The organism is Gordonia caeni (genome assembly GCF_039537105.1).
In the GTDB taxonomy this organism is placed as follows: domain Bacteria; phylum Actinomycetota; class Actinomycetes; order Mycobacteriales; family Mycobacteriaceae; genus Gordonia; species Gordonia caeni.
In genome coordinates this window covers 273,772-297,635 of record NZ_BAAAZW010000006.1, presented here as the reverse complement: position 1 = coordinate 297,635, position 23,864 = coordinate 273,772, and the positions used below count along the sequence as shown (strand labels likewise).

General features: G+C 67.3%; 27 protein-coding genes and 1 pseudogene. 5 read left to right on the top strand and 23 right to left on the bottom strand.

Annotation, left to right across the window (positions count from 1 at the left end; genetic code table 11):
• Positions 1 to 6 precede the first annotated feature (6 nt).
• Positions 7 to 213, bottom strand: a complete 207-nt coding sequence (locus ABD732_RS12350; RefSeq protein WP_344784093.1) for a hypothetical protein — start codon at positions 211 to 213, stop codon at positions 7 to 9.
• A 67-nt stretch (positions 214 to 280) separates the two neighbouring features.
• Between ABD732_RS12350 and ABD732_RS18770 the strand changes: the two are divergent.
• Positions 281 to 1,334 (top strand): annotated as a pseudogene (locus ABD732_RS18770) (FAD-dependent oxidoreductase); the annotation flags it as partial.
• A 24-nt stretch (positions 1,335 to 1,358) separates the two neighbouring features.
• The gene (locus tag ABD732_RS18765; protein WP_425553038.1) at positions 1,359 to 1,781 is read left to right on the top strand and encodes a Rieske 2Fe-2S domain-containing protein; all 423 of its coding nucleotides are present in this window, start codon (positions 1,359 to 1,361) and stop codon (positions 1,779 to 1,781) included.
• Positions 1,782 to 1,966: 185 nt separating this feature from the next.
• Here the strand turns inward: ABD732_RS18765 and ABD732_RS12335 are convergent, their stop codons facing one another.
• Together ABD732_RS12335 and ABD732_RS12330 are read right to left on the bottom strand one after the other, a co-directional pair.
• Positions 1,967 to 2,185 (bottom strand): hypothetical protein, encoded by a 219-nt coding sequence (locus ABD732_RS12335; RefSeq protein ID WP_344784089.1) that lies wholly within the window; start codon positions 2,183 to 2,185, stop codon positions 1,967 to 1,969.
• A 231-nt stretch (positions 2,186 to 2,416) separates the two neighbouring features.
• The gene (locus tag ABD732_RS12330; protein ID WP_344784087.1) at positions 2,417 to 3,235 is read right to left on the bottom strand and encodes a hypothetical protein; all 819 of its coding nucleotides are present in this window, start codon (positions 3,233 to 3,235) and stop codon (positions 2,417 to 2,419) included.
• 738 nt (positions 3,236 to 3,973) lie between these two features.
• Here ABD732_RS12330 and ABD732_RS12325 point away from each other — a divergent pair.
• Both ABD732_RS12325 and ABD732_RS12320 read left to right on the top strand, forming a co-directional pair.
• Positions 3,974 to 4,918, top strand: coding sequence for a GmrSD restriction endonuclease domain-containing protein (locus ABD732_RS12325; RefSeq protein WP_344784085.1), 945 nt, complete (start codon positions 3,974 to 3,976; stop codon positions 4,916 to 4,918).
• Entirely contained in the window at positions 4,918 to 5,370 is a 453-nt protein-coding gene (locus ABD732_RS12320) for an excalibur calcium-binding domain-containing protein (RefSeq protein WP_344784083.1), read from the top strand. Before ABD732_RS12325 ends, ABD732_RS12320 begins: the two co-directional genes overlap by 1 nt.
• Positions 5,371 to 5,924: 554 nt before the next feature.
• On the opposite strand, the gene ABD732_RS12315 is transcribed toward ABD732_RS12320, so the two are convergent.
• The 13 genes from ABD732_RS12315 to ABD732_RS12255 all read right to left on the bottom strand — a co-directional run bounded on the left by ABD732_RS12315 (position 5,925) and on the right by ABD732_RS12255 (position 20,399).
• Positions 5,925 to 6,299, bottom strand: coding sequence for a hypothetical protein (locus ABD732_RS12315; RefSeq protein ID WP_344784081.1), 375 nt, complete (start codon positions 6,297 to 6,299; stop codon positions 5,925 to 5,927).
• A gap of 2 nt (positions 6,300 to 6,301) precedes the next feature.
• Positions 6,302 to 6,550, bottom strand: coding sequence for a hypothetical protein (locus ABD732_RS12310; RefSeq protein WP_344784079.1), 249 nt, complete (start codon positions 6,548 to 6,550; stop codon positions 6,302 to 6,304).
• On the bottom strand, positions 6,529 to 7,476 hold the full coding sequence (locus ABD732_RS12305) for a glycine-rich domain-containing protein (protein WP_344784077.1): 948 nt from the start codon (positions 7,474 to 7,476) through the stop codon (positions 6,529 to 6,531). The genes ABD732_RS12310 and ABD732_RS12305 overlap by 22 nt, the downstream gene beginning before the upstream one ends.
• Positions 7,477 to 7,582: 106 nt before the next feature.
• Positions 7,583 to 7,897: a DUF7572 family protein gene (locus ABD732_RS12300; RefSeq protein ID WP_344784075.1), complete on the bottom strand. Its 315-nt coding sequence runs from the start codon at positions 7,895 to 7,897 to the stop codon at positions 7,583 to 7,585.
• Positions 7,898 to 7,905: 8 nt separating this feature from the next.
• Positions 7,906 to 10,107: a hypothetical protein gene (locus ABD732_RS12295; protein WP_344784073.1), complete on the bottom strand. Its 2,202-nt coding sequence runs from the start codon at positions 10,105 to 10,107 to the stop codon at positions 7,906 to 7,908.
• Positions 10,107 to 10,466 (bottom strand): hypothetical protein, encoded by a 360-nt coding sequence (locus tag ABD732_RS12290; protein ID WP_344784071.1) that lies wholly within the window; start codon positions 10,464 to 10,466, stop codon positions 10,107 to 10,109. Before ABD732_RS12290 ends, ABD732_RS12295 begins: the two co-directional genes overlap by 1 nt.
• A complete protein-coding gene (locus tag ABD732_RS12285; protein ID WP_344784069.1) occupies positions 10,459 to 10,851 on the bottom strand; it encodes a hypothetical protein in 393 nt (130 codons plus the stop codon). Before ABD732_RS12285 ends, ABD732_RS12290 begins: the two co-directional genes overlap by 8 nt.
• 2 nt (positions 10,852 to 10,853) lie before the next feature.
• Positions 10,854 to 11,105: a holin gene (locus ABD732_RS12280; protein ID WP_344784067.1), complete on the bottom strand. Its 252-nt coding sequence runs from the start codon at positions 11,103 to 11,105 to the stop codon at positions 10,854 to 10,856.
• The gene (locus ABD732_RS12275; protein WP_344784065.1) at positions 11,105 to 12,115 is read right to left on the bottom strand and encodes a M15 family metallopeptidase; all 1,011 of its coding nucleotides are present in this window, start codon (positions 12,113 to 12,115) and stop codon (positions 11,105 to 11,107) included. The genes ABD732_RS12280 and ABD732_RS12275 overlap by 1 nt, the downstream gene beginning before the upstream one ends.
• A 9-nt stretch (positions 12,116 to 12,124) precedes the next feature.
• Entirely contained in the window at positions 12,125 to 12,985 is an 861-nt protein-coding gene (locus ABD732_RS12270) for a cutinase family protein (protein ID WP_344784063.1), read from the bottom strand.
• 72 nt (positions 12,986 to 13,057) lie between these two features.
• Positions 13,058 to 14,656 carry a Gp37-like protein gene (locus tag ABD732_RS12265; protein ID WP_344784061.1) on the bottom strand — a complete coding sequence of 533 codons (1,599 nt, stop codon included), beginning with the start codon at positions 14,654 to 14,656 and terminating at the stop codon, positions 13,058 to 13,060.
• On the bottom strand, positions 14,653 to 15,486 hold the full coding sequence (locus ABD732_RS12260) for a hypothetical protein (protein WP_344784059.1): 834 nt from the start codon (positions 15,484 to 15,486) through the stop codon (positions 14,653 to 14,655). Before ABD732_RS12260 ends, ABD732_RS12265 begins: the two co-directional genes overlap by 4 nt.
• The gene (locus tag ABD732_RS12255; RefSeq protein WP_344784057.1) at positions 15,483 to 20,399 is read right to left on the bottom strand and encodes a hypothetical protein; all 4,917 of its coding nucleotides are present in this window, start codon (positions 20,397 to 20,399) and stop codon (positions 15,483 to 15,485) included. Before ABD732_RS12255 ends, ABD732_RS12260 begins: the two co-directional genes overlap by 4 nt.
• A 40-nt stretch (positions 20,400 to 20,439) precedes the next feature.
• On the opposite strand from ABD732_RS12255, the gene ABD732_RS12250 reads away from it, so the two are divergent.
• Positions 20,440 to 21,006, top strand: coding sequence for a hypothetical protein (locus tag ABD732_RS12250; protein WP_344784055.1), 567 nt, complete (start codon positions 20,440 to 20,442; stop codon positions 21,004 to 21,006).
• Here the strand turns inward: ABD732_RS12250 and ABD732_RS12245 are convergent.
• The 7 genes from ABD732_RS12245 to ABD732_RS12215 form a co-directional block, all read right to left on the bottom strand.
• Positions 20,978 to 21,181, bottom strand: coding sequence for a hypothetical protein (locus tag ABD732_RS12245; protein ID WP_344784053.1), 204 nt, complete (start codon positions 21,179 to 21,181; stop codon positions 20,978 to 20,980). The genes ABD732_RS12250 and ABD732_RS12245 overlap by 29 nt on opposite strands.
• Before the next feature lie 143 nt (positions 21,182 to 21,324).
• The gene (locus tag ABD732_RS12240; RefSeq protein ID WP_344784051.1) at positions 21,325 to 21,924 is read right to left on the bottom strand and encodes a DUF7426 family protein; all 600 of its coding nucleotides are present in this window, start codon (positions 21,922 to 21,924) and stop codon (positions 21,325 to 21,327) included.
• A gap of 34 nt (positions 21,925 to 21,958) precedes the next feature.
• Entirely contained in the window at positions 21,959 to 22,111 is a 153-nt protein-coding gene (locus tag ABD732_RS12235) for a hypothetical protein (RefSeq protein WP_344784049.1), read from the bottom strand.
• Between the two features lie 58 nt (positions 22,112 to 22,169).
• Entirely contained in the window at positions 22,170 to 22,694 is a 525-nt protein-coding gene (locus ABD732_RS12230; RefSeq protein WP_344784047.1) for a phage tail tube protein, read from the bottom strand.
• Positions 22,695 to 22,696: 2 nt separating this feature from the next.
• Entirely contained in the window at positions 22,697 to 23,137 is a 441-nt protein-coding gene (locus ABD732_RS12225) for a minor capsid protein (protein WP_344784045.1), read from the bottom strand.
• A gap of 69 nt (positions 23,138 to 23,206) precedes the next feature.
• A complete protein-coding gene (locus ABD732_RS12220) occupies positions 23,207 to 23,539 on the bottom strand; it encodes an HK97 gp10 family phage protein (RefSeq protein WP_344784043.1) in 333 nt (110 codons plus the stop codon).
• Positions 23,539 to 23,856, bottom strand: coding sequence for a hypothetical protein (locus ABD732_RS12215; protein WP_344784041.1), 318 nt, complete (start codon positions 23,854 to 23,856; stop codon positions 23,539 to 23,541). The genes ABD732_RS12220 and ABD732_RS12215 overlap by 1 nt, the downstream gene beginning before the upstream one ends.
• Between the last annotated feature and the right edge of the window lie 8 nt (positions 23,857 to 23,864).

The window sequence follows — 23,864 nt, the reverse complement described above, 5'->3', positions numbered from 1 at the left end:
CCATAATCACGGGTGCCGCGCCGTCAAGAACGGGACCTCAAAACGAAACAGCCCGATGTTGCCCCCGGTGAGCGACTCCGCGACCGCGATCCGACGCTCCCCCACCCCGGCGGCCAGAACGCGGCAGGCTTCCTGCGGTTCCGAACCTTCCGGCAGGCGCTCCTCTGCCCGAACGGCGTCGTCGGTCGCCGGCGCCGACTCCCCAGTGCTCATCAGTCCACAGTAGGACGTCACCGGGAGGAAAGGTTTTGTCCGGTCGTCGCGCGGGCACTCAACTGTCATGGTCTCCCTCTGGATGCAGACAGACGACGCCTCGTCCCCGAACGCGGCGTCACCATCGGCCCACCTCGGCCGCCGGTACGACGATGTCGTGATCGGCGGCGGATTGACGGGTCTGACCGCGGCGCTCCTGCTCGCCCGGGCAGGCCGCAGTGTCGCCCTTCTGGAGGCGCGGCACCTCGGGGCCGGCGCGACCGGTAACACCACCGGCAAGGTGTCCTTGCTGCACGGCACCCGGTTGTCGTCGCTTCGCGGCCGGCACGACCGGGCCGTGGTCAAGGACTACGTCGACGCCAATCGCGATGGCCTGCAGTGGCTTCTGCGCTATTGCGAGAGCAACGCCCTCCCGGTTCAGCGCGGGACGGCGGTGACCTACGCGTGCACCGAGCCGGGCGCCGAGAAGGTCGACCAGGAGTACCGGGATGGTCGCGAGGCCGGACTGGACCTCGTCCGGGCAGGCTGTCCGGCGCTGCCGTTCCCCGTCCTGTCCGCCGTGCCTGGAGGACCAGGCGCAGATCGATCCGCTGCCCGTGTTGCGCGCACTCGCGGTCGACGTCGTCGGTCACGGAGGCGTCATCGCCGAAGGCGTGCGCGCACAAGGAGTGAGCCTGCGCGGCGACGACTACGAGATCACCACCGACGCCGGAAGGCTGTCCGCGGGCACCGTGGTGGTCGCCACTGGCACCCCCGTCCTCGACCGCGGCGGCTTCTTCGCGCGACTCGAGCCGCGCCGGTCATATGCGGCGGCCTTCTCCGTCGGGTCCGGACACATCCCCGGGGACATGTATCTCGGTGCCGACGACCCGACAGTGTCGCTCCGGACCGCTCCCCGGCCCGGACATCCCGACGAAACCCTGCTGCTGGTCGGCGGATTCGGCCACGGCGTCGGGCAGACCGACTCCGAGTCGCGCCACGTCGACGATCTGATCGAGTGGACCCGCCGGTGGTTTCCGTCCGCGGACCTCGTCGCTCGCTGGTCCGCCCAGGACTACCAGTCCGTCGACGGACTCCCCTACGTCGGTCCGCTGCTGCCCGGAACCGAATCGCTTCAAGTGGCCACGGGCTTCGCCAAGTGGGGCATGACCAATGGGGTGGCCGCGGCGCTCGCGGTGGCAGGCCGGATCCTCGGCGAGGAACGACCGTGGGCGCCGAGCCTTCGCCCGTGGCGGCATTCGGAGGTCGCCGCCCTGCCAACCGCCACCCGGACCAATGCGAAGGTCGGTCTGCACTTGATGACCGGCTACGCCCGACTGGTAACGAAGGCCGACCCGCAGCCGGCGGAGGGTGCCGGTTCGGTCGGCCGCGACGGCCTCCGCCCGGTCGGCGTGTGCACCGTCGACGGCGAGACGTCGTCGGTGGTACCCATGTGCACTCACCTGTTCGGCACTCTGAAGTGGAACGACGCCGAACGCACCTGGGACTGTCCGCTGCACGGCTCACGGTTCGACCACCGCGGCGAGGTATTGGAAGGCCCCGCCACGCGGCCGCTGAAGTCGCGCTGATCCCGCTTTGTGAGGAGTCGCGCCCCGGGTCACCGACGATGGGGGTCGACGGAGAAAAGACGAACCCCCTGACCGGATCTTTCACCGGTCAGGGGGTTTTGCGTGCGCCATCAGGGACTCGAACCCCGAACCCGCTGATCTAGTTGGGCCTCTGCAGCAGCGGCGATAGGCTGCACGCCCCGCCATCAGGCCTGTTCAGGGGGTTTCGGGTTCCCCGGAGGGGTGTCGTGATCGGCATAGGTTGCGACAGTTTCCGGTGGGTAAACGGTGGGTGCGGCCAAGATCCGCGCGAGGCGGGCCGCGACGTCGTCAGGCACTTCTTCCTCGGCGTCGCGTGAGAGCTGGTCGGCGGCGAGTTGCCGGAACCTGTCGCCGATGGCCTGGGTCAGATCAAAGTCGTCCATGTCAATTAGACGCAGCGGAGGACAGGTCGGTTCCATCGAATCCCCCACGATGCATGCGCGACAGGGCATACGGCGAGGGATGGACGAGCCGATCCACCTCGGCCTGGCGCGCGGTAGCGAAGCGAAGTATCGGCTACCCGAGGCCGATGCGATCATCGGCCCGGTCCTCGGCGACAGTTCGATCCCACGCGGCACTGTCCGGGGATGGAGCAGGATTCCGGAAATAGGAAGCTACTCGTCGCTCCCCTCGCCTTCTGGTCCATTTTGGCTTCCTGCCTCAATCTCCAGAGGGCTCTCAGGACCTTCGAGTTGAGGTAAACCTTCCACGAGTCGACCATACTGCGTACCGACCTCGCTTAGGCCTTCAAGGATTCCTGCAGTATGGTCAATTCCCGAGTGCAGTAAGCCTATTGCATAGACTATGCCTGCAAGAGCCAGGCCAATCTTCTTAGCTTTTCCCGGCATTGCTTGAATAAGATCCACCCCCTCGCCGAGCAGGTTCCGCGACTCTCTCATCACAGGTTCCGCTCCGTAGGTCTCGACATTGTCGAGAAGCCAGCCGATGAGGTCGACTTGGCCCCTAATACGCTCGGCGAGAGCGGCCGGTATCTCTGCGCTATCAAGGAGAGTGGACCACTCAGCCAAACCCTTTCGCAGCGCATCGATCGCTTCGGTAGTCAGGTTTTGTCCGGATTTAAGTTGAAGCAGTCTGCCTAATCCGCGCAAGTGGTTTAGAATGTCGCCGGAAACTATTCGCTTCGCCGGAGAAGAAGTGACGTTCCAGTTCCCACGGAAGACAACGGCGTCATACCATCGAGGAGCGTACGGCAAGTAGAGTTGGCGGTCTTCGTTATCCTCCGGCAGACTCAATAGGTACTGATTAACTCGGCTGAATAGTTGAACGACTTCTCCGTGTCGACGGGGGAAATCCTTATCATCAACGGCACAACCGAGCGCTCGTTCCCAGCCCTTACCGACGGTACTATCTCCCGATTTTCTCACTGTATCGAGGATTGAATAGAGCGCACTCGCTGGATTGTTCTCGGCCACGGCTACAGATCGTATACAAGAGCAAGCGACGCAAGGGGCGCTTCTGGTGACGACGTTCTTCATTGGGACTCCGCAACGACATAGGTGTCGCCCGGCCCCAACCGCCAGCAGCTTTTGTGACACGAACGCTAGCACTGAGGTGCAGGTGTGCAGCGGATCTACCCAAGGGATCGACGGGCGTGTCGCAGCACGCGACGAAACTCGCCCCGCCCTCCCGAAGAGGCGCGAGGCGGATTCTGGTTGCATAGCCCGTATGACCGCCGCGGCCTCCACAGCACCGATTTCGAGGCAATGGTCGGCGCCGCTCGTGCCGCCGGCCGCGGATGGGCGTGGATCGCCCGCGAGCTGGGAATGTCGCAGACACCACTCCGACGTTGGGCCGAGGGACAAGGCCTGTCGCTTCCGCGCGAGCTGCCCGCATCGTCTGCGGAGCGTCTGGCCGATCTACGGGCACACCTGGACGCGGGTGGCACACTCGCCGACGCTCCACGGCCGCTGCAGCGCTGGCTCAGTAGCCGCCGATGGGCTCGCCAGCACCAGCGAGACGGGCGCGTCGATCGTGAGCTCGACCTGATCGCACCCGACTGGGATCAGCCCTGAACCCCCGGATCGTCCGATGCACCGTGTCATCTGATCGATCGACAGAGCGGGCGAGTTCGTCCCGTATGCCAGAATCCCGTGTCACAGTGGGCCTCACCTGCGATAGCCCTCACACTGAGCACCTGGAGTCTGTCAACCATGCGGAAACGTACCCTCATCGCGTCAATCGCGGTCAGCGCCGGCTTGATAGCCGCCCCTATCACCGGCACCGTCGCCCCGGCCGTGGCGGCACCCACCACCATGGTGACCCAGGCACTCGACACCCTCGAGGTGAAGGGCCGCGCACCCAAGACCGGATACTCGCGCGACCAGTTCGGGACGGCTTGGACCGATGACGTCACCGTCGCCTGGGGGCGCAACGGCTGCGACACCCGCAACGATGTACTGCGCCGCGACCTCGACAACATCACGATCAAGCCCGGCTCGAACGGCTGCACCGTGACATCGGGGACCCTCAACGACCCGTACACCGGCCAGACGATCGTGTTCACGCGAGGAGCGAACTCGGCTGACGTCCAGATCGACCACGTCGTTGCGCTGTCGGATGCCTGGCAGAAGGGCGCCCAGCAGTGGAGCCCCCAGAAGCGCAAGGATTTCGCGAACGACCCGCTGAACTTGCTGGCCGTCAGCGGCAAGGCCAACCAGCAGAAGGGCGCCGGGGACGCGGCGACGTGGCTGCCGGCGAACAAGGCGTACCGCTGCGAGTATGTGGCTCGGCAGGTTGCGGTGAAGAAGAAGTACGGGGCGTCGGTGACGTCGGCTGAGAAGCAGGCGGTCGGGCGGGTGCTGGCGGGCTGCAGTTCGGTGAGGCTCCATGACTCGGCGTTCAGCGATCGCTACAACGAGCAGGGTCGGCGGACTGAGCAGTCCCCGCAGCAGCGTCAACAGCCGCGTCCGCAGGAACGTCAGCAGCCTCGCCAGCAGGAGCAGACGCGGCCGCAGCCCGTCCGCCCGCAGGCCCCGCAGCGCTCCTACAACAACTGCAGTGAGGCCCGCGCTGCCGGCGTGACCCCGATCTACCGCGGCCAGCCCGGTTACAGCCCGAAGCTGGACCGTGACGGCGACGGCATCGCGTGCGAATGATGACTCAGCAGGAGCCGCAAAAGGCGTGGGCTAGTTGGACGTCGAAGAAGAAGGCGGCCGTGATTGGCGGCGGCGTGTTCGCGCTCCTCGCTTCGTGCGGGATCGGAGCGGGGATGGGCGGATCGGCTGAGGAGGTGGCGAAGCCCGCGGTGACCACGACGGTCACTGAGCGTGAAACGGTCGAGACGACGATCACTGAGACGGAGACGGAGACTCCGACCCGCGCCCAGACCACGACGGCCGAGCCGGTGACGACGGAGGCTGAGGAGGCGCCGCGGGTTCAGCGGTTGGTTCCGACGACCGAGTCGGTACCGGAGCCTGAGGCCGGGGGTAGCGCCTACTACGCGAACTGTGCGGCCGCCCGCGCGGCCGGCGCCGCTCCCCTGTATCGGGGCAGCCCTGGTTACAGTTCGAGCCTTGACCGTGATGGCGATGGTGTCGCCTGCGAGTGAGTAGACGGCGATAGGCGAAATGCCCCCCACCCATGAGCAAACAGGGTGGGGGTCTTTTCGCGCATGTCCCCCCATGCGCATTGTGAAAGGTCGCGGAGGGGCCGACAGTTCCGCTGCGACGAATGCGTGACCGGGCTTATCATCCGGTGATGGAGGTAGATAATGCCCGGCCGCCGGAAGGTGACGCGTGCCCGGTGTGCGCGGTCGGCGTCGTCATCGAGGGGCCGCCCGTATCCCACGTGAGTGGCCGCAAGCGAGCGCACCCGCAGAGCTGCTCGAGTCCTGACTGTAATTGGACCGGATTTCGGGGAATCCCGACTCCGCACAGCACGGATCGCCGCAAGTAGCTCGCTGATACGACGAAAGCCGCCCCGTCCCTCAAGTTAGAAGGGGCGGGGCGGCGGTCGCGCAGTCTTCCCCTGCGCACCGCGAAGGTAGCGCAGGGGTCTGACACGTCCGGTATGGTGTGGGTTGCAGGGTTCCCACCCCGTTTCAGCCGCGAAATAATCGGCCGTCAGAACGAGCGGGCATGGGACCCTGCTTTTTGCTGCGGTCTACTCGGTCGGGTTGAACGCCAAGCTCGGTGTGACGCGCACGTCGAACGCCATGTCAGCGCGATTGACAGTGATCGACACCGGCTCCAGGTCGACCTTGCGGAGCAGGGTGGTGCCGGTGAGGACGCCGTAGTGGGTGATCTGCGTGCCAGCGGTGACCGTGGATGCGGGGACGGTGATGGTGACTTCGCTGCCGGTGCGGGTGGCGACCCGGTTGGCGCCGCTGCCGGATAGGACAGCGGCAGCCCAGGTGGTGTCGGCGTAGACGGTGCCGACGCGCGCACCGGTCGACGTGTACAGACCGATTCGGTTACCGAGTGCGACGAGCGCGTTGACGCCCTGGGTGAGGTAGGCGTCTTCGTAGACGTTGGCCATGATCAGTTCTCCTTGGTCGCCAGATAGGCGTCGTAGTCGGTCGGGGTGAGCAGGTAGGTGTGCACCGTGGGATCGTCGGTCTGCCGGAGGTCCAGCTGGGTGCCGGTGCGGCGGGCTTGCAGGGTGGGGTGGTTGGTGACTGCCCGCCACGAGGTGCCGCGATCGTCAGCCCATGCGCAGTCGACGAGAAACTGGGCGGGCCACCAGCCCGCGCCATCCGGGCCGGGTTCTAGCTCCTGAATCTGATCCACACCTGCCCCCTCCCCCCTGGCCGCCCAGTGCCGGGCGTGAGTGGCCAGGTTGTGCCGCCACCACCGCGGCCGCCTGAACCGGGAACGTTCGCAGTGTCGCCGGTGGAGGGTCCGCCGCCGATGTAGGTGACGCCCTGGTAGGTCAGGTTCTGGTACTGACCGGCAACGGTTCCGTTGCCTCCCTGCACGGCCTGTCCATTCCGCGCGTCGCCAAGGAAGCTGCCGTTGTCGCTGCGGCCGATTCCGCCAGAGCTGCTGATCGTCACGACACCAGGAACATTCACCGACGACGCCTGCCCGTTGGCCTGGGTCCCGCCGCCGGCTCCGACAGTGGCGTTCACGACCGTCCAGGTGTTGCGGCCCTCGCCGCGGTCCAACGTGTCAGTCATCCAGGTCGCGCCGCCGCCGCCGTAGCCTTCTTGGTTGATCTGGTTGCCAGTGGACCCGCCACCGCCGCCTCCGAGGCAGATCATGTCGATGTACCGAGCCCATGGAGGAATTGAGATGGTGTGCGAGCCGACTGCGGTTAGGGAGTGGAGGATCGGCTCTTGCCAGGCGAACCACCCCTGCCCGGCGTCCCCTGCGACGGCGAGTTCGTGGCCCTTGCCGGTGGTGGCGGCGCGGACAGCCTGGTCGCTGGGCGCGGCGAGGTCACGGCCCGTCATCGCGCCGGGGACCGTTATTCCTGCGTCGTGTGCGGTGGCGGTTTCAGTGCGCCGCCACCCGCCGAGCATTCCGGCGTCCCGAGCGGCCGAGAGTTCACGGCCGACCGTCGCCGCGGTGAGCACACCCCAGTCGGCGGCCGTGGCGGTCTCCGACCCGACGACGCCAGGGAGGATGGTCACACCGGCGTCGAGCGCGGTCGCCACATCGCTCGCGGACAGCACCCCGAGACGCACCAGGCCCTCATCCGTGGCGACGGCCAACTCGTGACCGTGGACGGAGCGGACGATGACCGGCGTCCACGCGCCCGCTCGTGCGGGCACTGCCGGTTCCGGCCCCCATGCGGGGGCGGTCGGGAAGCTCGGGGTGCTACTCCACACGCTCGACCTCCGCGATCGCCTGCGCGTGCGTCGTCCCCGCTGGGAGCCGCAGGAGCGGGGTGAGGCCGTTAGTCGGGTCGCCGTCCGCGTCGATCGGTGTGCCGTGCTCGTCCGCCAGGAACACCTCAGTCGGACCGGTCTCGACGCGCGAAACCTTGAATCCGGACATGATCGGGACGACGGCGGCCGGTACCGGCTGGTCGTCAGCAGGCACGGTCACCAGAGCGTGGCGGCCGTCCGTCAGTCGGTACAGGTTGGTGGTCTGTGCGAAGCTCGGCAGCGCCGCCGCGATGACTACAGCCATGAGTGGTCCTATCGGTAGAAGATGATCGCCAGGCCAGCACCGCCGGCGCCGCCGGAGCCGCCGGAGCCGGACGGAGTGCCTGATCCGCCGCCGCCACCGCCACCCCCTCCGCCGCCGGGGAAGCCGCCGGCGCCGCCGTTACCCCCGTTTCGCGAATTGCCGATCGATGGTGCACCGCCACCGCCACCGCCGGAGCCGCCACCACCACCGCATGGGATTGCCGCGACGGGTACGCCCCCTCCGGGGTTGCCGCCAGGACCGTTTGTTGACCCGCCGCCTACTTGTCCTCCGGCTTGAGCTGCCGCCGATCCGACGCCGTGGCCACCGTGGCCGCCCGAGGCGCCCGCGCCCGACGTTTGCTGTCCGGGGCCACCCGCACCAGAGCCGCCAACGCCACTTCCTCCGGCGCCGGGGGTTCCGTTGGTAGTCGCGCCCCCTCCGCCGCCACCACCACCCGCCCCCGCTGCGGACTGCGACCCTGTGTATCCGAACTGGGTTGCCATCGCGCCAGGGGCCCCGACGATTGCCTCCATCAGCACCGGGCCGCCCATGCCGTTCTGCCGGAACTGGGTGGCCGCGCCATTTGTTCCGACCACAACGCCGAGCGATGTGAATCCATCTGGGTCGAGTGCTTGAACCTTGTGGCCACCCCCGTTGCCGCCTGCGCCGCCGTTGCCGCCACCATTGCCGCCATTGCCGCCGTTCTGTCCGGCGGCAATGCCGACAACGATGACCTCGGTTGTGCCGGTCGGTTTCGTCCACGTCTGCGTCGAGGTCACGTTGACGCGGGTGTAGCCGTCGCCGCCGACCAGGGCACGGATTGCGCCCATTGTGTCGTACACGTCCAGGTCCACACCCGACGTGGAGCCGCCGGTCCAGCCCTCGACAATCCCAGCCTGAACCGCGTCCGCAGTGTCCTTGGCCTGGGTTGTTCGGGTGTCGAGCCCGCCGACCTCGGCGATGATGTCCGCCAGGCTGCCGCCGACCACAGGGACCTTGCGGATCGCCCGCAAGATCGCGTCGATCAGATCTTGAATCCACGCCTCCACACCCGAGGTGAGTGCCGACAGGCCCGCCCAACCGTCCTTGAACGATTGCACGACGCTGTTGATCGGGGTGACGGCATCGCCGGACGCGATCGCCGCGATCTGGGCGACCATCGTCTGCACCGTGCCAACCACCGCACCCGCCAGATTCGGCAACGGCGTGGAGACCGTGCCGCCCGACAGGATCGTCTTGAGCTGGTTGCCGAATGCGAGGGCGTCGGCGATAGCCTCGGCCAGGCTCGCGCGGGCCTGGCCGGTGAGCTTCTCGATCAGGTCTTTGATCCATGCGAGCGCGGCCTGCACGTCGGCGCCAAGCTGGGCCAGCGCGTCAGTCAGACCCGCGATCACAGCCTGCGGAAGCGAAGTCTGCGCGGCGAGGATCGCCGCGTCATCCCACCACACCGAGCCCAGCACGCCCGACTCCACCTGGAACGCCAGATGAGCCCAGCGCGCCGACGCGGGAGCGGTCACCTCGGCCGCCAACTCCACCCACGACGACGACGCAGGCGGACTGGTGATCGCAGGCAGCGCCGTCTCCGACAGCACCCCGCCCGCAGCGTCAGACCACCGCACAAACGGCGTGAACGCCGGACCAGCCGCGATCACCCCATCCCACGACACCCAGCAACTCGCCGGGTACGCCTTCCCGGGCTCCACCTCGCCCGGGGTCGGCGAGAACAGCAGCCCAGCATTGCCGGTGCCCACGAACCGTGCCGAACCGGCAGCACCGCGGCCAACATCGGGATCATGGGCCCAGCCCTCACCCTCCAACACTGTGTCACCGGTGTCGAACGATCCTGACGGCAGCAGGTTGACGGCCGCACCCGTCAGCTGACCGAAGTTGATCAACGGGCCACCCGACAGCACCGACCGGAAACCAGCCGCAACCTGCTGAATCGCAGATAGAACAGGATCCGTCCCCGAATAGGAACCCGCCAGGGCGTCACGGAGCCCCGCCAAGTCCACGCCGAGCTTCCCCGCCCACTCGTCGAGCGCACCCTCGATCTCCTCGACGGTGTCGAAGTCCGCCGGCGACAGCCCCAGCAGCGGGGCGATCAGCCGCGACAGCGGGGCCACGATGAGCGCGTTCAGCAGCTCCTCACGCAAGTTGAGCTGGTCGAGCAACTGGACGGTGGGCTTCCGCCCGGGATAGCGGGGTGCCATCAGCGATCCTCCTGTAAATAGTCACGCAGCTCGGCGGAGATCTCCGCGGGTGGCGGCGGGATCGGCGTCCCGGCAGGCAGCTGGTCGAGCGCCCACGCCAACACCTGACGCAGATAGCGCAGCACCACCGCCGACAGACGCTTCTCCGACTCAAGGTCCGCACGCAGGCGGCCCACCAATTCGAAGAGCTCGTCGATCTTCTTGTCCTGCTGATCCACCCGGCGCTCCAGGCGCTCGGAATACGTGGGCCAGTCCGGCTTTTCGTGCTCCACGCGCCGCTCACGTACCGCGAAATATCCGGTCACCGCGGCGCCGATGATGAGGCCGAGGGGCCCAAGGATCACCGTCCAGTCATCCACGGCGCCCCCGCTCCAGCAGGGACGCAATCACCCCGGCCCACACCGCGGCCATCAAGAAGAGCCCGCCGGTCACCCAGGCCCGCGACACGTCGAGCGCCCACCACGACCACCAGTACGACACGGCCCACGCCGTCAGTAGGCCGGCGAGGACCGCCATGCCCGGCATGGAGAGACGGCGCCACATGATCGACGCCGCCAGCAGCACGCCGGTTGCGATCCACACGATGGCCCACCACGTCAGCGGCATCCACGCCTCGATCGGCCATAGCTGCCGGACCTCGGAGGTGCGGGCGTGCGGCAGATAGGCGATACCGCGGCACACCGCACCGACTGCCCCGGCCCCGAGGATGAGGTCGCGTTGCCACAGGGTTCGTGGCCCTTGCACCATCACTCGACTCGCCGGCCGCGGCGCCATTTTCCGCCGTCATCGACCAGGGACGGCGACGCGTGATCTCCGACGCCGGTCGAGATGAGCGACGTGAGGATGGAGGCGAGCATGGCGGTCGCGATGACCGCCGCGGCTTGGCCCCAGTCGATGTCCAGGATCGTCGCGCCGGCCACGAGCAGTCCGACGATGGTCTGGGCGGCGGTCTTCACTGCGCGTTCGATCGAGTCTTTCCAGAATCCGATGCTCCACATCAGTTCTTCACCGCCTTGACTGCGCCGGACGGGTCCCACGAGAGCTGTCCGCCCTCGAAGTCCTGGACCCGGCCGCCGGTGCCGTTGTCTCGTTCATCCGAGGTCGGCCAGCCGAGCGGACCGGTCTCGAAGCCCTCGGCCGCCCAGCGTTGCCCGATGACGCCGCGCACCGCGTAGCCCGGCTCGCCGTAGCGGCGGTAGATGGTGCCGCCCTGGAACGCTTGGATATCGCCGACGCCGCTCACGACGGTGTGCCGGCGGACGGGGTAGCCGAGCCAGCCCTGCTCCCACTGCTGCGACGCCCACGTCTCGTAGATGTGAGCGGGCACCGCGATAGCGTTCCCGTTGGCGCGGTGCACGTCCGGGTGCCAGTAGATGGAGCCGTGCTCGAAGTCCGCGTACCGGCCCACACCGTCCTTGCAGGGCTTCTCGCCGTCGTGCAGCCGCTTGCCGATCCACTTGGCGGCGATCTTCGCTTCGGTGTCGATCTTGTTCTCCATCGGCACCGCGGGCGCGGCCTTGTAGATCCCCAGGTGCCCGTTGTTCAGCTTCTTCGCGAACGCGGACAGCTTCGCGGACGGGCCGGTGCCAGCCGCGGTGCCACCGTTGAGCTGGTAGTGCATCTCGTCGGCGCGCGACCAGTCGGCACCCCAGAAGATGTTCCCTTCGAACAGCCGCAAACCCTCGCGCACCTTGTTCTTGAGTGCGGTCGGCATGACGCGGGCGCCCCACGGGTACTTCGGGGCGTTGATGTCCAGCGCCGTGCCGGACAGGTGATTCGAGCTCGCGACGTCGTTGGTGGCCGACCAGCCCCAGACCGGGGACGACACCGGCTCGACGTTGCGGTGGTACCAGATCAGCCAGGCGTTGAGCACGGTCGCGGCGTCACCGGCGCGCACCGGCGCGGTGTTGCTGTTCGGCACGGGGTTGGTCACTACGCACCCGTCGCGGTTGACCATGCGCCAACCGTTCTCGCTGGTAGTGAGCCCGTAGATCGTGCGGAAGCTCATTCTGTCTCCTTAGAATCGGGGCAGCGGGGGAAGCTTCGGGAGCTCCACGCGCGGGATAGGGATGTTCTTGATCTGCGGCGGCACGTGCGGTGCGATCGGCGGCGGCAGGATGTCGGCCACCGTCTGCTGCCGCGGCGCCGGAGCGGGCGCCGGGGCGGGTGAGGGGCGCTGCACCGGGGCCGGGGCGGGCGCGACGGCGGGAACGTGGACCTTCTGTGGGCCGGGGATGATCCGAGTGCCGGGCGTCTGCCGCACCTCACTCGGCTTGTACGCATGCTCGCCTTCGATGTAGCCGCGCACCGAGTTCGCGAAGCCGACCGGATCGTGCAGCGGGTTCGGCGCCCAGCACACGACGTCGGAGGTGCGGCAGGTCGTCGCGGTCGGAGCCTTCGCCTTGCCGCGCGGCCCCTGCGCCTCGAAGTAGCCGGGAATCGACGGCGCCATGCGGAGGATGCCCATGTTCGCGCGCGGATCAGCGATCAGCACGTAGCTCGAGTTGCGGACCGGCTTCGAGTCGCGGACGTTCCCGGCGATCCACGCGCCATAGGAGTGGCCGACGACCTTAACGTGCGAGCCAGGGCACTTGCTGCGAAAGCTGGAGATGGACGACGACAGCGCACGCTCCCCCGCCCGCCGCGTCCCGATCGGATCTGTCACGACGCTGTGCAGATCGGAGCGGTAGTGGACGTTGGTGCGCGGGCCGCTGACGCCGGGCACGTGCGCCGGATTGCCGTCCACACCACATATAGCGAAGGTCATTTGTGCAGGGCACGCGGCCTGCGCCTCCCCCGTCCCCGCCACGCCGATCGCCGTCGCCGCTGCACACGCAGCCGCCACCATCACGCCGAGACTTCTGTTGCTGACACCCATCACGTCCTCCTTCGGACACGGGAAACAACCCCGCGCCCGGACGAGCAAGGGGTAGTCAGGTGGCCCGAAGGCCTAGGTGGAGTTGGCGAAGCCGCGCATGGTGGCCGCGCCGGACTGGACGCCGCCGATCAGCCGCGTCCACGCGCCACGGGCACGCTTGTCGGCGCCGAGCGTCACAGCCTCACGCATGAGCGCGCCGGGCTTAGACGACACCGACACCGCGGTCACATGCCGCTCCACGACGTTGCCGCGATCCCACAGCGTCACCTTGTCGCCGAGGCGGAAGCGCCGCGCAGTGCCGTCGTCGGCGCCGAAGCTGATCCCTCGCCCGCCAGCACCACCGGTGGCGGTGTTCAGCGTCAGTTCCTTCGTGCCGCCGCGCTCTTTCAGCGCGGTCTTGCCGATCGCGTAGGAGTCGATGCTGTAGGCGGCGGTGTTGTCGGCGAAGCCTTCCATGAAGCCGTCCTCGCCGAGCTCGTCCTCGAGGTCGTTGTCGGCGGTGACCTGGTAGGCGAAAAAGATGTCGTCGAACAGGTCGCCCACCGAGAGGCCTGCGAGGCCTGCCACACCACCGGCGCCAGGGATGGAGGCGACGACGGCGACGAGCGCAGCGATGGCGAGGTTCGCGCCGATCTCGATCAGATCGTTGACCATCGACGGCGACTTGCCGCCGATGATGGCGCGCGTCATCTCCGGCGCGATCACCGACATGTCGTAGTCAGCGATCTGGCCCTGGCTGTCGGTGCGGAACTGCACGCGGGTGTTGTCGCGCACGCGCTGGGTGTTGAAGACATAGCCGGCACGGTTCGCGGTGGTGGCGATCAAGTCCTGGCCGGCGGATGAGAACAGCTTGTCCAGGCGCAGGAATGAGGAGCCGTTCATGTCGAGGAAGCCCTGCAGCGCACTGATCCCGTCGGCGCGGAACACGGAGGGCGCCGTGCCGTGGCCGTCGTACAGGTCGACCGAGAAGCCTGCGTCGTACTGCTGCTGCGCCTGCCCGAACAACTCGTCGAGCCGGGTGAAGCGCGCCATCATCGCCACGATCTCCAGAGAGTCCGCAACGTCGGTCACCATGTCGAGCAGGTCGTCGAGAGAGTTGATGTCGGCGAGGTCGGGCTGATCCCAGCCGGACGGCCACCGAATCGGCAGGCCCGGCCAGACCGGGCGCCCCTGCCGCGTGTAGACGCTGGACACGTAGCTCTTGGCCACCATGTCGAGCGGCCCAAACCTGATGTCCTGCTTGCCCGTGAGGCCGATCTGAATCTCGGGCGGGAAGAAGTTGTTCACCCAGCCGTAGCCGGTCTGCAGCCACTTCTTGTTGCACACGCCGGAGTAGATGAACTTCTCGCTGCCTGGCTTGCCAGCCTGCTGCCGCTTCATGATGCGGCCCGAGAACGGGACACCGTGATAGCTGGCTGCGAACTGGTAGATGTGGCGGTCGATGTCGGCCTGCCGGATCGCATCGTTCAGCGGATTCCGCGGGTGTAGCTCGAACGCGAACGTGCCCGGCTCCAAGCCCCAGGTCCAGGTGATCCCGGCCTCGACGTAGCCGCCGACCGGCCGCCACTGGATCTTTGAGCCCTCACCCTGGCCGACGCGGCGGCCGATCTGCAGATAGTCGAAGTCCTCCACGCCGTCAACGGTGGGCGTGACATAGCCGGGGCCGGTCACAGCGCACCATGGAACAGCTGCGGGCACACGACACGCAGCGACGTCGCACCGGTCGTGCCGCTGCCGGTGATGGTGACCGGAATCCCCTGGGTGCGGGCGGGCATGGTCTTGTACCAGCGGGTGCCGAGATCCCACGTCCGGTCAGCGCCGGTCTGATCCCGCACCACCCAGGCGTCCGGGTCGGTCTCGATCTCCAGCCACTCCCCCACACCCAGAGACGGCAGCTCCACCGTCTCGCCCTCGTAGCCGAGAGTCGGGTTGGTGATCGGGCCGTCGAGCCGGAACCACGGCCACGCACCCGCCTCGACGTCGCCGAGGTTGTCCGCAGTGACCGTCGCGAAGTCCGCAGCAGCGTACGTCTCATCGAACGGTTCGGTTCGCCACCACGACTCATCCGACTGCAACTTGATCTTGAAGACGCCGACCCGGCCGAACCACGCCATGGCGGTCCAGTCCGGGGAGGCGTACTGCTCGGCCAGACGCACCTGCTGGAAGCGCCCCGAGTCCAGGCACTCGAGCGTCATCAGCCGACCGTCGCGAGACCAGCCGCGCCCGAGGCCATCCAGGAATCCACGCAGCCACTCGACAGCAGGCTCGCCGGTGTAACCGAGAGGACCGAGCCGCAGCGTCAAGACGACGTAGGACTCCTTGTCCTGCCGGTCCTGCACAGTGATGCCGGGCTGCCGGGCGCCCGCGGTGGAGTCGAAGCCGAACGCGGCACCCTCCAGGCCTTCGGCGAGGACGAGGCGGACGGGGCCATACTCTTCGCCGCCGAGCGTCCAGGTCTCGTCGTTGAGGTCGGTCAGCTCCAGGCTGACGGGCAGGCTCACAGCCCGGCCGCCGTCGCACCCATCGCCGCCGCTGACGGCGACTTATCTGATTCGACTACCACGGTGATCCGCTCCCCCTTCTGGATGGCGGCCAGGATGGCGCCGAGCTGGTTGCTGATCTGGCCGGCGTAGTCGCCGACGAACTGGCTGACCCCGTCGATCGAGTTGCTGCCGGTGTCGATGGTCGGGGCGAGGTTGCCGAGGTCGATCTGCCCCGACTGCGCCATCGCCACATACGGGGCGACCAGCGACGCTCCTGTGAAGCCCGCGCCAACTCCGAGGTGCAGGGCGTCGCGCCAGCTCTTCGGCTTCATGTGATCGCGGGTGTCGTCCGCGTACCCGCCGAAGCCGACCGTGCCGCCGTCTTGGTACCGCGGAACCTCGCCGTAGAAGCCGGTGTTGAGCTTCTTGAGGAAGTCGCGCATTCCGGGACGCCGGGCGACGTCGCGGCGGACGATGAACTCGCCCGGCTCGCCGAGCAGCGGGATCTTGTCGCCGGTCCCGGTGCCGGGGATCGTGCCGCCCTCTTGGAAGCGGAGCGGATCTTGGCCACGCATGAGCGGCGACGTGAGCCGCAGTGAACCGTCGCCGGTTGTGGAGTCTGCCGTGTCAGGCTTGTCCGGCGCTGCCGGTGTCGTCGGCGTGGTGTCGGCAGAGCCGCGGCTGCCGCCGATGTAGTCCAGGTGGCCGCCGGTCACGAACACGTTGCCGCCACCGACACCACCTGTGCCGCCCATGGTGATGTTGTTGGTCGTCGTGCCACCGGATAGGCGGGCCATCGACGCAGCCATCATCTGGTCGGCCTCGGCGGACTTGGCCGCATAGATGTCGCCGGACGAGTCGCTGGAGCGCTGGATGGCCTGCGCCAGCTCGGCCTCCGACATCGAGTCGCGGCCATCGACCTTGTCCATCGCGTCGAAGTACTTGCCCGCGGCGGTCGTCGGATTCATGCGCTCTTCGCGGGTGCCCCACGAGTCGCGCTGCTGGAACAGTCCGGCGTTGTCGCCGTCCATGCCGTGGCCGAGGTTCTCGCCGTTGGTCTCGGCGAGCACCGTCATCACCGCCGACTTGATCTCCTTGTCGGACTTGCCGCGCCGCTTGCCTTCTGCGACCACGGCGTCGATGTTGCGCTCCCGTTCGGTCGCCGCCGGCGCGACACCGGTGACCCCAGTGCCCGCGTCGCCTTGCAGTGCCTTCCATGCCTGGTTCGGGAACTGGCCGTCACGGGACGACACCGCACCGCGGCCGTAGGCGCCGCCGCCGTTCCCGCCGCCCATCTCGATATTGACGTCCCCGCCCTGCGGGTCGAAGATCGTGCCCGACGCGTGCTCAGACGACCAGCCGACTTCGTGCGCAGGCACACCGGCCGGAGCGCGGCCCAGCTGGTAGCCCTGCGCGGGCAGCCACGACGAGTAGCCGCCGGTGGCCGACCGCTGGCCGGTGCCGGCGCTACTGTTGCCGTTCGTGGCGTTGACGGCGATGGACTGGCCGCCGGAGCAGTCCGTGTTGAAGCCCTGGCCCCAGCCGCCCCACACGTAGCTGGCGCCGTCAATCCCGCGCATGTAGTTCTTGAGGCCGCCTGCGGTGATCCCACCCTCGGCCATCACCCGGCGGCGGGCCGACAGGATCGCGTCGACGATCGGGCTGTCCTCTTCGAGGCCCCAGATTTCGCGCATGGCCGGCGTGTAGTCGCCGCGCGCCAGATCCGCCAGCGGTGCCAGGCCGTACCCGAAGCGGCGGGCAGTCTCCTTGAGGATCGCCGTCGCCCGGCCACGCTTCGACAGGGCTCCGGGAATGAAAGCCTCCCAGTCCGTTTCGCCCTCGGCCCACTGCACCGGCCCGAACGGGGTCGTGGCGTAGCGGCCCATACCGGAGCCAGACTGAATCTGCGGAGAGTCCAGCGCACCGTCAGCGCGCTGCCGGATCGAGCCGTTCGCATTCTCGGCGAACTGGGCGATCCGGTCGACGTACGCCTGCTGCTCACCGCGCGTCTCGTAGCTGATCCAGATCTTCTTCTCGCCCGGCTGCTGCGCCCGCTGCACTGCCGTCCAGAAAGCGGCGTCGTCTGGGTTGATGACGATCGTGCCGTTCGGGAGGGTCTGCACCTCAATGCCGAGCGACTTGAGTCGGTTGATGTTCTCGTCCGAGGTATCGGTGATCTTGATGTAGCCCTCGGGCAGCGCTTCCGTCTGAAAGCCAAGGTCGCGCAGCGCATTGTCGGCGCGCTGGATGTCGTCCTGGTTGATGACAATCTTGCCGTCGACGATCGAGTATCGGACCTTGATGTCGTCGAGGCGCCGCCGCACCTCCGGCGTGTTATCGACCATGTTGTAGGTGCCCTTGACCGGCTGGGCGCCCTTCACCTTGAGCGAGTCGAGCTTCGAGATCGCCGCGTCGACGCCCTTGAGCTCCAGCTGTGTGGTGATCTGCCCCGGCAGACCGAGGTAGTGGTCGGCCATCCGCTTGGCCTCGTCTGCCGACTTACCCGCGGCCATGGCGGCGTCGATGAAGCTCTGCCGCAGCGGCCCCAGTTTCCCGTTGATGTGGTCGAGCGCCTGCCCGGCATCCATCTTCCCGAGCGCCTGCTGCTCATCGGTGTACCGCTTCGCCGCCGCTGCCACATCGAAATAGGCGTCGCGCTGATCGACCACTGCGTCCTGCAGCTTCGACCCCGCCTCGCTGGTGACGTCGATCGCGCCAGACTGTGTGATCAGCGCGTCGGTCGTCTCGCCGAGCGTCTTGTTCAGGTCGCGCATGTTGTCATGCCACGACTGATCGGCCTCTTCCAGAGTCAGCTTGTCGTCCGCGAGCCCCTTGAGTGCCTTCGCCAGCTTGTCGACCTGAGCCGCCGCGCCACCGGTCTCCTCCTTGTAGTCCTCCATCGCCTTCGACATGCTCGTCGTCGACTGCGTGGCCGAATCGAATGCAACCTTGTTGTCGCCGGTCGCCTTCCCCATGTTCGCCGCCGCACGCTGACCGTCGGTGTAGCTATTACGTACCCCGTCGAGGCCGTTCATCATCGTCTGGTGGGCGAAGTCTGAGGCGAAGTTCCCCTGGTTGACCTCCAGCTGAGTGCGGAGGTAGTCGTCCATGGTGGCGCGAGCAGACTCGTACTGCTCCTTGGTGCCAAGGATCGCCTCGGTTAGCCGGTCCATGCCAAGGCCAGCCGCCTGCGCCATCTCCAGAAACGACTTCTGCTGCAGCTCATGCGCCGCCATTTGCCGAATGTTGTCGTTGATCGCGCCACCGGAGGCCACGAGAGCCTGCGCCCACTCCTCGGTCTTGGCCTTCGCCTCGGCAGACTTTTGCGCGTCCTCCTGCTTCTTCTGGATGAACATCCCAAGCAGGGCGGTAGCGCCCATGATGGCGATGCCCCACGGGCCGCCGAGCATTCCCATCAGTCCACCGGCCGCCGAACGAATGCCGGTCATGCCTGCAGCCATCGCACCTGCCGAGCGCGGGAAACGGTCTGCGCTCACCGCGGCGTTCACGAAGCTCTGCTGCATTCGGGCGATGACGGGGACATGGGTTCCCAGGCGCGCGATGGATGTGCCGAATCGACCCATGGCGACGGTGCCCATGCTGGTCTGCACGGTGGCGGCCGCGCCGAGCGTTCGGAAGCTGGTCACGACACCAGCAATCCGCGCGCCCATCGCGGTCATCTGATCGCCAGCGACGCGCTGCGCGATCCGGAAGGCGACGACTGCGGCGAGCGCCGCCTGCACGGGACCGGGCAGGGAGCCGAATGCACTACCTGCAGCGCCGATAGCCCCGGCGAAACCCTGTACCGCCGAGAGTCCAGGGCCAGCAAGAAGGTCCACAAATGGCTGCACGACAGGAATCAACTTGTCGCCCACCGCGGCCTGCGTCTCCTCGAGCCGCGCCGTCAACGTCTTGAGGGAGGCGCCGAACTTTCCGTTCGAGCGCTCCACGTCTCCGTTGACGTGGGCGAGCTGCTCCTGCATCTCGAAGTAGGCGCCCTGCGCTTTCTGCTGCGCCGTGAGCTGGGTTCCAACCTCGGCGATGCCGTTCTTGTAGGCGGCCTGCTTGATCGTGTTCTCATCAAGGAGCACGCCGTACTTGCGCATCGTTTCGGTCTCGCCGGCGAATGCTGACCCCATGGCCTCAACGGCGTCCGCGACCGGAATGCCCTGGAAGCTGGCGAGGTCGGCGGCGAGCTTGGTCTGCTGGGTGGAGAACTTGACGAGCTCCTGCCCCGACAGGCCCATCGCCTTACCGAAGGTCGCGAACTGGATCGCCGCGCCTTGGGCTTCCCGCTGAGACATGCGCATGGAGTCGACTGCGGTCGACCCCCACGACTTGATCTGCCCTGCGTTGTCTCCGAAGATCACCGACAGTTGGTTCGTCTGTGCGCCGAGTGCGCGCGCTGCTCCGACAGCTTGGGTCATTCCCGCCACGACCGCGGTCAGTGACAGGCCTACGCCGATCGAGGCAAGCGCAGATTTCGCGCGCGTCGCCGACGCGGCGAGGTTGTTCGTGGAGGTGGTGGCCTTCTGGTTCGCCGATGACACCTGCTGCGACGCCGACGCCTGCTGGCGCTGCGCTGCCGACAGACCACGAGCCGCGTTCGCCGCCCGGATCTTCGCCTGGTTCTGCGAAGCGAGTGCCGTCTGCAGTTTCGACTCTGCCTGAGCCAGCTTGAGCGCGTCAGTCTCCCCCGACTTGCGGAGAGCATTCAGACTCTTCTCGGCAGCCTGCACCCGCAGCGCCGCCGACTGCTCCGACGCCCGCGCCGACTGCACCTTCGCCGCGGACTGCTCCACTGTGCGCGCCATCTGCGCCGCCGACTGGCCAGTCCGCTGATACTGCTGCTGCGCAGCATTCATGCCCGACGAGAAGCCGGCATCGTCGATGCCGAGCTGAGCGAGGAGGCGACCAACTACCAGGGCCATACAGACCTCCTTGTGACGAGAGTCGGACTACAATCCGGGCATGAAGGACATTCAGGTAGACGAAGCTGGGGAACTTCGGTGCGCAACCTGCGGGGGAAAGAACTTCACTGAGCGCCGAACGAACCGCGCTCGACTTGGCGGCGGCGCGGCTGGCGTCCTGACATTCGGAGTCGCCGGCGCGGCTGCACCACTGCTCACGAAGAAGAAGCTGCGCTGCCAGGCGTGCGGGGCGTTCAATCAGACCGGAAATGCCCAGCGCTTCACGGGCAACTCCCCGTCGCCGAACTTCGCCGCATCCGCACGCCCAGTGCGATCTGCAGCGCCACCGAAAGAGGCCAGTGACACCGAGGCCATCCTCGGGATAATCGTGATGGTCGCGATCGGCATCGGCGTGTTCGCGTGGGCAATCTCGTCCGGGAGTGTGCTCTGGTCGATCATTACTGGCGTGCTCACCGCGCTTCTAGTGCTCGGTCTAGTGGCGACCATCGTCAGTGCGGCGAATCCGAAGCCGCAGAAACCGGCCCATCCAGCCCGAAGCGCGACACCCCGTCCACCGGCTCCCGACACACAGTTTGTCGTCAGAAAGCCCCCGCCGCACCACCCCTGAGCGCGGGCGCGAGCCGCGGCCCGCGGTGCACCAGGTCGGACAGACGGAGCTCCAACCAGCGCCACGACCGGGCTGTCATCAGCGCGTCGTCCTCGACATCCACACCCCACACCTCGTGCAGGTCAAGTTCGGCGGCACCCCAGTGTTTGAGGACGTCGAACAAGGTCACGCGCACCGTTCGCGGCTCGTCCGCTTCCGGTGGTGCTGCCGCGTACCGGTCGCGGATCTCGGTGACCGGATTCCAATCCGTGCCACCCGGATCATTCGGGCCGTACGCGCCCGGCCGCGGATCGTAGAACCCGCCGTAGCGGGACGGTTTCAGGCCTTGGGCGAGGGCTTCTTCCGCGGTGCGGCCTTCTTCGCTGCAGCCTTCTTCGCCGGAGCCTTCTTCGCTGCCGCCCGCCGCGCCTCCCGATTCGGTGCCGGCGGGGCGGGCAGGGGGTTTCCCTCCGGCTCCTCAGCCTCCGGGAGCGTCGGCGTCAGGCCCGACTCCCAATGCACCTGCGCGGCGATCCGACCCACGCCGACGTCGATCAGGGCGGTGCGGCCAACATGCAGCAGCTCCTCCCACGTCACGCCGTCGGCGACCATCTCGTCCCACAGGCCGCCTGCCCACATGCCGTGATCCTCCTCAGCGACCACAGCCTTGCCGTCGTCGTCGAGGACCGGTGCCCCGGTCATCGGGTCACGCACCTCGGAGGTCCTGATGTCCGGCACCCATTCGGCGCCGATCAGCTTCATGATCTCCTCGACTTCGGTTGCGTCGGAAAGGAACTGCGCCCCGAACAACTGCCGGATACGCAGACCCTCCTTCGCGTTCGGCTGCGGGATCGTGTACTTCTTGCCCCGAATCGTCAGGTGCAGATTCGGGTCGTGGAATACGGCGAGATCGCCGAACCCATCCTTGCTGTCAGTCACTGAAATGCCCTCCTGCTTTCAGCTTGGTGTTCAGTTATTCGGCGGCGGCTTCGAGCGTTTCCACACGCCCAGTCAGATCCGCCACTGCCTGCTGCAGTGCCACGATCGCGGCGTCGCGTTCGTTCAGCCGGGCGGCAGACAGCGGAGTACCGCCGCCCGCCCCGTCGGCCCAGTCGTTCAGTGCCATCAGTTACCTCCTGGGTAGAGCGCCGAGCCCGGGTAGGTGGTGGGCCCGGGCACGGCGATCAAGGGCCCGTCGGTGCTTCGGGCTTGCTGATCTTGGTGGGCTTGCCCTTGCAGATGAGCTCGCCGGAGAACTTCTGCAGCTCCTTCGGGTCGCCGCCTTCCTTCTTGACCTTGCACAGGAACCGACCCTGATAGGCCTCGTTGATGGCGTCGGTCCGCCAGAAACGGAACGGGCGCACCATGTCGACGTCGCCGATCCCCTCACCGGCCTCGATGACCTCGCTCAGGCCGGGATCCGGGGTGAAGGTGCTCGAGCTGGAGGCGCCCTTGTACAGGCCCTCGACGGCGATCTTGAGGCCGTTGCTGGTGCCGGCCTCGGACGCCCAGCCGCCCATGGTGATGTCGGAGTCGTCTTCGGACTGCGGATCGAACTGCGGATCGAACTTCTTGAAGCCCTGGACGAACACCCAGTCGTCGTCGTCCGCGGTGGCCAGGTCCACCCCCTTCGGGAGAACCTGCGCCGCGTACAGACCGGCGGGGATGGTGTCGAGCAGGCCTCCATCAGGCGGAGTGAGAACGGGCATGATCATGCTCCAATCGGGTTGAGCTGGATTTCGTACGAGTCGCACCGCTCCCAGCGCCCAGAGGCGTCAGGCTCGATTGGGGCGACGATGAGGCGCTGCACCCATAGGAAGCGCAGGCCACCCGGCCACGAGCCGGGAGTCAATGTGTGCAGGACACCGAACGCGGCGTCTGCAAGCTGGTGGACGGTGGTCGGATTCTTGTCGCCCCGCCACCGCAGCTGGAAACGCATGCTCGGATTCCCGAGGTGAGTAATCGGGTCCGGGACGGTCAGGTAGTGGTTGATCGCGACCGCCCGATCAGGCTGGTCGTACAACTGCCCGAAGAACACTGCCGGAGCGGTAGGCGCCGAGTACACGCCCGACAGGCTGTAGGTGGCGACGCCGCGCTCATCGAGATGACGGGCACACGAGTCGAGTAGATCGTTCACGGCCGGAGCACGCACGAGGAACCTCCAATCAGACAGGTGGGAGCCGGCCGCAGCCGAGGGAGGGCACCCGGCCGCGGCCGACGACTAAGAGAGGTCCAGAACCTCGGCGATCGCGGCCTGAATATCGGACTGGCTCGCCGCCAACGCCGTCTCCAAGAACTTCGCCTGACCGTTCGGGTGGGCGAACGCCAGCCGTTCGTGCTGCTTGACCGCGTACGGCAGGTCGGTGTGCACGGCAGCCTCATCACCGGACACGGTCACTTGCAGCGACGCCGCGAGCGCACCGGAGTCCTTCGGCGTCAGGGCACGCGCCTCGGACTGCAACAACTCTGCACCCGCGCGCAGAGCTTCCATCCCGCGGTCGGCGACCGCAGCCTTGATCTCATCGAAGCTGTCGTCAGAGTCGATGTTGACCATCAGGAGATCTCGATCGAGTAGTAGTCCGGCGACATGTCGAAGCCGCCGACGTGTCGGGCTTCGGCAATCACCTTCCGCCACCGGCCGGTCGGCGTCCGCACCAGCGACCCCGCCGCGATGATTGGTGTCGCGGCAGACATCGACGCCGTGGCCGCGGCGACCACCTCTTCGCCAGAGCCGTCTCGCACCATCTTGTTCTCCCACCGCAGGCGGCACGAGACCGTCACCGCGTCAGCGTGCTGGTCACCGTACGGGCCGGTGCCGATCAGGCGTTTCACATCGAGCGGCTGCGTGAAGAACACTCCGAGCGGATCCACGGCTCCTC

Coding starts and splice junctions, on each gene's coding strand:
- ABD732_RS12350 (WP_344784093.1), bottom strand. CDS start 213: ATGAGCACTGGGGAGTCGGCGCCGGCGACCGACGACGCCGTTCGGGCA.
- ABD732_RS18765 (WP_425553038.1), top strand. CDS start 1,359: ATGACCAATGGGGTGGCCGCGGCGCTCGCGGTGGCAGGCCGGATCCTC.
- ABD732_RS12335 (WP_344784089.1), bottom strand. CDS start 2,185: ATGGACGACTTTGATCTGACCCAGGCCATCGGCGACAGGTTCCGGCAA.
- ABD732_RS12325 (WP_344784085.1), top strand. CDS start 3,974: ATGCGGAAACGTACCCTCATCGCGTCAATCGCGGTCAGCGCCGGCTTG.
- ABD732_RS12320 (WP_344784083.1), top strand. CDS start 4,918: ATGACTCAGCAGGAGCCGCAAAAGGCGTGGGCTAGTTGGACGTCGAAG.
- ABD732_RS12315 (WP_344784081.1), bottom strand. CDS start 6,299: ATGGCCAACGTCTACGAAGACGCCTACCTCACCCAGGGCGTCAACGCG.
- ABD732_RS12300 (WP_344784075.1), bottom strand. CDS start 7,897: ATGGCTGTAGTCATCGCGGCGGCGCTGCCGAGCTTCGCACAGACCACC.
- ABD732_RS12295 (WP_344784073.1), bottom strand. CDS start 10,107: ATGGCACCCCGCTATCCCGGGCGGAAGCCCACCGTCCAGTTGCTCGAC.
- ABD732_RS12280 (WP_344784067.1), bottom strand. CDS start 11,105: ATGTGGAGCATCGGATTCTGGAAAGACTCGATCGAACGCGCAGTGAAG.
- ABD732_RS12275 (WP_344784065.1), bottom strand. CDS start 12,115: ATGAGCTTCCGCACGATCTACGGGCTCACTACCAGCGAGAACGGTTGG.
- ABD732_RS12270 (WP_344784063.1), bottom strand. CDS start 12,985: ATGGGTGTCAGCAACAGAAGTCTCGGCGTGATGGTGGCGGCTGCGTGT.
- ABD732_RS12255 (WP_344784057.1), bottom strand. CDS start 20,399: ATGGCCCTGGTAGTTGGTCGCCTCCTCGCTCAGCTCGGCATCGACGAT.
- ABD732_RS12250 (WP_344784055.1), top strand. CDS start 20,440: ATGAAGGACATTCAGGTAGACGAAGCTGGGGAACTTCGGTGCGCAACC.
- ABD732_RS12235 (WP_344784049.1), bottom strand. CDS start 22,111: ATGGCACTGAACGACTGGGCCGACGGGGCGGGCGGCGGTACTCCGCTG.
- ABD732_RS12230 (WP_344784047.1), bottom strand. CDS start 22,694: ATGCCCGTTCTCACTCCGCCTGATGGAGGCCTGCTCGACACCATCCCC.
- ABD732_RS12220 (WP_344784043.1), bottom strand. CDS start 23,539: ATGGTCAACATCGACTCTGACGACAGCTTCGATGAGATCAAGGCTGCG.